The 5,553-nt window shown below is 58.7% G+C and carries 8 protein-coding genes; 2 read left to right on the top strand and 6 right to left on the bottom strand.

The genetic code is table 11. The features are described from left to right. A partial coding sequence (locus A3722_RS02625) for a 3-keto-5-aminohexanoate cleavage protein (RefSeq protein ID WP_150120409.1) occupies nt 1-262 on the bottom strand: 262 nt, incomplete at its 3' end. A gap of 257 nt (nt 263-519) precedes the next feature. On the opposite strand from A3722_RS02625, the gene A3722_RS23815 reads away from it, so the two are divergent. Next, entirely contained in the window at nt 520-816 is a 297-nt protein-coding gene (locus tag A3722_RS23815; protein ID WP_150119998.1) for a hypothetical protein, read from the top strand. Here A3722_RS23815 and A3722_RS23040 read toward each other — a convergent pair. Both A3722_RS23040 and lepA read right to left on the bottom strand, forming a co-directional pair. Beyond that, on the bottom strand, nt 813-1,400 hold the full coding sequence (locus tag A3722_RS23040) for a class I SAM-dependent methyltransferase (protein ID WP_082849329.1): 588 nt from the start codon (nt 1,398-1,400) through the stop codon (nt 813-815). The two genes, A3722_RS23815 and A3722_RS23040, sit on opposite strands and share 4 nt — an antisense overlap. A gap of 101 nt (nt 1,401-1,501) precedes the next feature. Continuing rightward, on the bottom strand, nt 1,502-3,304 hold the full coding sequence (gene lepA, locus A3722_RS02615) for a translation elongation factor 4 (RefSeq protein WP_067623912.1): 1,803 nt from the start codon (nt 3,302-3,304) through the stop codon (nt 1,502-1,504). Between the two features lie 212 nt (nt 3,305-3,516). On the opposite strand from lepA, the gene A3722_RS02610 reads away from it, so the two are divergent. Continuing rightward, nucleotides 3,517-3,879: a hypothetical protein gene (locus tag A3722_RS02610; protein ID WP_067623915.1), complete on the top strand. Its 363-nt coding sequence runs from the start codon at nt 3,517-3,519 to the stop codon at nt 3,877-3,879. A 4-nt stretch (nt 3,880-3,883) separates the two neighbouring features. Here the strand turns inward: A3722_RS02610 and A3722_RS02605 are convergent, their stop codons facing one another. The 3 genes from A3722_RS02605 to A3722_RS02595 all read right to left on the bottom strand — a co-directional run. Next, the gene (locus A3722_RS02605) at nt 3,884-4,345 is read right to left on the bottom strand and encodes an arsenate-mycothiol transferase ArsC (protein WP_067623917.1); all 462 of its coding nucleotides are present in this window, start codon (nt 4,343-4,345) and stop codon (nt 3,884-3,886) included. Next, nucleotides 4,346-4,849 (bottom strand): UPF0262 family protein, encoded by a 504-nt coding sequence (locus A3722_RS02600; RefSeq protein ID WP_260012785.1) that lies wholly within the window; start codon nt 4,847-4,849, stop codon nt 4,346-4,348. Nucleotides 4,850-4,981: 132 nt separating this feature from the next. Next, a partial coding sequence (locus A3722_RS02595; RefSeq protein ID WP_201721950.1) for a histidinol dehydrogenase occupies nt 4,982-5,553 on the bottom strand: 572 nt, incomplete at its 5' end.

Genomic DNA, 5,553 nt, shown 5'->3' with positions numbered 1-5,553 from the left:
AGCGCCCGCCGGTGGAGAACTGGATGATCATGCCGGGGCAATGCTTTTGCACGCCTTCCATCAGCCGCGCGAATTTCTCGGGGTCGGAGGATGGGGTTTCATCGTCGTTGCGCACATGGGCGTGGCAAATGGAGGCCCCGGCTTCGAAGGCTGCGTGGGTCGACTCGACCTGCTCGGCGATCGAGATCGGCACGGCGGGGTTGGCGGCTTTGGTGGGAACGGAGCCGGTGATGGCGACGCAGAGGATGCAGGGGGTGGTCATGGGGAGGGTCCTGTGGCGGCGGTGGTTGGGGAGGAAGGTCGCATACCCCGCAGGCGGTGTACATTGGTTAGCGAAAAGGATGAGAGGTAAGTGTCTGCCACCGCGCCCGCCCCTCGGTTCGGGCACTGCCAAATCGAAGATTTGGCCATTGGGAGGGCACCTTCCAACCTCAATAAGTTCAAACTATTGTAAGAGTCGATTTCAATTCCCACCTAATGAGTCGCGTAATTACACGCACATTGAGGGAAGGAAAATCAATGATTTATAGCGAATCGCAAATTCGAACAGAAGCACTTAAAGAACTTAACAACTCCGCAAGCGGGACGCTCACCACGTCGCAATTGATCGAACTACTTGAAAATCGCCTGAAACCCACCGGGAAAGATGCCGAAATCGCTGACGGTCGCGGTGATACATATTTTTCTCAAAAAGTAAGAAACCTTGTATCGCACCGAGATCAGGGACCCGGCTTAGCCAGGCTTGGGTACGCAACTTATGACGCAGATGAAGAAAGCTGGACTATTACGCAGAGCGGTCGCGATCAAGTTACTTAGCGAAACCTAGATTTATAACCTGTCGGTAGCCACTTAAGCTGTGTGGGTCCATCATATTCTTGGTCCCACACATACCAAGCGTATGCTGTCGTTCCACTGCCTTTTTTCACCGCTCCGCTTGGATAGAAGGTTATCCGTTCGCTGAATATCCAGACGGAACTTGGTGGATGAACAGAAAATATAGTCTTCTGCCTGGTCGCGCTCTCGAGAAAGGCCAACCGAAGCAGAAGGGCCAGCTTCTTTTTAGTCTGGCGCAAACCGGCGTGAACAAATTCTTCTGCGCTGTGAAAGGGCGGGTTAGTAACAATATTATCGACAATTCTATTTTCGGATCGAAAATCTATTCCGGCTTCGCCATAGCCCCGGTCGTACAAGTCCGAAGATATTACTTTATTTCCGGTCTGCTTTAATACCTCAGCCATCGCGCCGTCACCGCAGGCACATTCCCAGATATCACCTTCAAATTTTTCGTTGTCAGCGAGGACATGGGTAGCCCATTTCGGCGTAGGATAGAAATCAGGGCCGTCTAAGTCAGCTACGCGCTTCATAGTCGGCTGTGGAGAAAGCACAAATCGTTGGTTCATTTTTACCGCCCGTTTTTTTTGAGTCTGGCAGCAAAAGTAGAAGCCAACAACCATCTTGTGAATCTAGTTTAACCTCAATCACTTAAGGACACTATTGGAATTCACCCATCCATCTTCAGCGCGGAAATAAACGCCTCCTGCGGGATGTCCACTTTCCCGAACTGCCGCATCTTCTTCTTACCCGCCTTCTGCTTCTCCAGCAGCTTCTTCTTCCGCGTCGCGTCGCCGCCGTAACACTTCGCCGTCACGTCCTTGCGCATCGCGGAGAGCGTCTCGCGGGCAATCACCTTGCCGCCGATGGCCGCTTGGATCGGGATCTTGAACATGTGGCGCGGGATCAGGTCTTTGAGCTTTTCCACCATCGCCCGGCCACGCATCTCGGCGCGGTCGCGGTGCACCATGGTCGAGAGCGCATCCACCGGCTCGTCGTTCACGAGGATCTGCATCTTGACCAGATTGTCCTGCCGGTAGCCGATCATCTGGTAGTCAAAGCTGGCGTAGCCCTTGGTGACCGACTTCAGCCGGTCGTAGAAATCAAACACCACCTCGTTCAGCGGCAGGTCATAGACGGCCATCGCCCGCGAACCAGCATAGGTCAGGTCTTCTTGAATGCCGCGGCGGTCTTGGCAGAGCTTCAGCACATCGCCAAGGTATTCATCGGGCACGAGAATCGTCGCCTTGATCCGCGGCTCTTGCATGTGGTCCACCAGCGTCATGTCGGGCATGTCGGCGGGGTTGTGCAGCTCCTGCATCTCCCCGTCCTTCATATGGACGTGATAGATCACCGAAGGGGCGGTGGTGATCAGGTCGATGTCATACTCACGCTCAAGCCGGTCGCGGATCACTTCGAGGTGCAGCAGGCCAAGGAAACCGCAGCGGAAGCCAAAGCCAAGCGCGGCAGAGGTTTCCATCTCATAGGTGAAGGAGGCATCGTTCAGGGCGAGCTTTTCGATCGCATCGCGCATGTCTTCGAAGTCATTGGCGTCGACCGGGAAGAGACCGCAGAAAACCACCGGCACCGAGGGCTTAAAGCCCGGCAGCGGGGTTTCACACTTGCGCTTTTCATGGGTGATCGTGTCGCCCACGCGGGTGTCGCGGACCTGTTTGATCGAGGCGTTCAGATAACCGATCTCGCCGGGGCCGAGGCTTTCGACGCCGGTCATCTTGGGCCGGTAAACGCCCACATCGTCCACGTCATAGGTGCCGCCGGTCTTCATCATGCGAATGCGGTCGCCCTTTTTCAGGGTGCCGTCGATGATCCGGACGATACAGATGACGCCAAGGTATTGGTCATATTTACTGTCCACCAGCATCGCCTTGAGTGGCGCATCGGGGTCGCCGCCCTTAGGTGCCGGCAGTTTATTGACGATCGCTTCCAGCACATCGGGGATGCCGACGCCGGTCTTGGCAGAGATCAGGCAGGCCTCGGAGGCGTCGATGCCGATCACGTCCTCAATTTGTTCGCGCACGCGGTCGGGGTCAGAGGCGGGCAGGTCGACCTTATTCAGCACCGGCACAATCTCATGATCCGCATCGATGGCGGTATAGACATTGGCCAGCGTCTGCGCCTCGACGCCCTGGGTGGCGTCGACGACCAGCAGCGAACCTTCGACCGCATGCATGGAGCGCGCGACCTCATAGGCGAAGTCGACGTGTCCGGGCGTGTCGATCAGGTTCAACACATAGGTCTTGCCGTCCTTGGCAGGGTATTCGATGCGGACGGTGTTGGCCTTGATGGTGATGCCCCGCTCCCGCTCGATATCCATGTTGTCCAGAAGCTGGCTTTGCATGTCGCGTTCGGCGACCGTGCCGGTGAGTTGGATCAACCGGTCGGCCAGCGTGGATTTGCCGTGGTCGATATGCGCCACGATGGAGAAATTGCGGATGTTTTCAAGCGGTGTCATGCAAGGGGATATGGCGCAGTGCCGCGCCTGCGTCAATTGGCCATGAGCGTGCCAGAGCCCGCTTCGCGCCCTTCGCGGCGCTTTATCGCAGGCCAAGGTGCTTTGCCCCCAAAGGAGAATTGCGCGAAGCCCCATTTTGCGGCATAGTGATGAGCAGAGCAGACCGGGCCACAAGGGGAAAACCCCATGGTCCAAAACAATAGGGCAAATCAATGCGGACAGTTGCAAGTTTGATGGCGCTCGTCGTCTTGGCGGGTTGTGGCGGATCACGTTATTCCAGCGATGCCGCCGTGGGACGTTTCTCCCCGACGCCGGTGCTTTTCGCCACGGGACCAATTCAAAAGGCTTGTCTGGCCGATGGGCGCCGCGGCTCCAGCCACGCGCGTTGTGGCTGCGTGCAGGCGGTGGCGGATCAGACGCTGTCGCGCTCGGATCAGCGCCAAGGCGCCAAGATTTTCCGCGACCCCCACCGTTTGCAGGAAATGCGTCAGTCCGACAACAAAAGCGACAACGCCTTCTGGAGCACGTGGAAAGCCTATGGCCAGAGCGCCGCGGCGGCCTGCTCCAACACCTGATAGCTCAGCTTTCGCTGGGCGGCTGGCCAAAGCGATCAATCAGCCGTCCGACGATCTGATCGCGGGCGGCGCGAAACTGGGTGAGTTTGGCCTCGCGGCTCTCGCCCAGTCCCGTGGGATCAAGGATCGGCCAATATTCCACGTCGAGATGGTAAAACCGCGTCAGCTCCAGCGCCCGGCGCTGGCTGGCGGGGCTCAGCGCGATGATCAGATCGAATGACCCCAGATCGTCGCCCCATTCCTCCATTTCATCGAAACTGCGGCTGCGGTGCCGGTCCAACTCCACATCCAATTCACTGCACACGGCGATGGAAAAGCCGTCGATCTCCATGTCGATCTTGACGCCCACGGACTGCACATAGGTGCCGGTGCCGTAGAATTTCTTCATCAAGCCTTCGGCCATGGGCGAACGGACGGCGTTATGGTCGCAGCAGAAGAGAACGGATTGAGGCAGCAGCTGCTTCATTTATCCGCCGAAATGCAAAACGCAGATCAGGGTAAAGAGCCGCCGCGCGGTGTCGGTGTCGATCTCGGCCTTGCCCGACAGACGCTCTTGCAGCACGCGGGAGCCTTCGTTGTGGATGCCGCGCCGGGCCATGTCGATCGTCTCGATCTGGCTGGGGGGCAGTTTCTTGACCGCCTCGAAATAGCTTTCGCAGATTTGGAAGTAATCCTTTACCACCTGCCGGAACGGGCCGAGGGAAAGGTGGAATTCCGCCGCCTTTTCAGCCGCTTCGGTCTCCACATCAAAGACCAGCCGCTTGTCGCGGATGGACAGGGACAGATGATAAGGCCCTTCGGGCACCGGGCCCTTCTCCCGTTCGGGCAGGACAAAGCTGTTCTCTTCCAGCAGGTCGAACATGGCCACCTTACGCTCCTGATCGATCTCAGGCGTGGGGGGCGGCATGTTCGCGTCATCAAGCGCGATATGGGTGATGCGGGTCATGGACGCATCCTTTTTGCTGGCGATACCATTTCGTGGATAGCGCAGCGGTGGGAAGGGGGCAATGCGCGAGAGCATGCCCGGTGGCGAATGTCGCGCCCGGGGGCACAGCGGGCAGCGCCCTGCCTCCTGCGCAGGCGGCTTCTGCCCCCCCCTGCCCTAGTCGTTCAGCTTGCGCAGGCGCGCGGTGACCGACAGGCCATGCGCCTCAAGGCTCTCTGACTGGGCCAACCGCTCTGCCGCCGGGCCGATGGCTTTGAGGGCTTCGGGCGACATCTGAGCCAATGTGGTGCGCTTCATGAAATCCAAAACCGACAGCCCCGAAGAGAAGCGCGCCGACCGCGCCGTGGGCAGAACGTGGTTCGGCCCGCCGACGTAATCTCCAATCGCCTCCGGCGTCCATTGGCCAAGGAAGATCGCGCCCGCATGGGTGATCTTTTCCGACAGCGCCTTTGGGTCCGCCACGCAGAGTTCAAGGTGTTCCGGCGCGATCCGGTTGCTAAGCGCCGCCGCGGCGTCGAGGTCAGCCACCGTGATGATCGCACCATTGTCGCGCCAGCTGGCGCCCGCGATGGCGCGACGCTCAAGGGTGAGCAGACGTTTCTCGACCGCTTCTTCCACCGCGCGGGCAAAGGCGGGGTCGGTGGTGATCAGAATGCTCTGCGCGCTCTCATCGTGTTCGGCTTGGCTAAGCAGATCAAGGGCGATGAAATCGGGATCATTGTCGCCAT

Source organism: Sulfitobacter sp. HI0027, assembly GCF_001634775.1.
In the GTDB taxonomy this organism is placed as follows: domain Bacteria; phylum Pseudomonadota; class Alphaproteobacteria; order Rhodobacterales; family Rhodobacteraceae; genus Sulfitobacter.
This window is presented reverse-complemented; position numbering and strand designations above follow the sequence as displayed.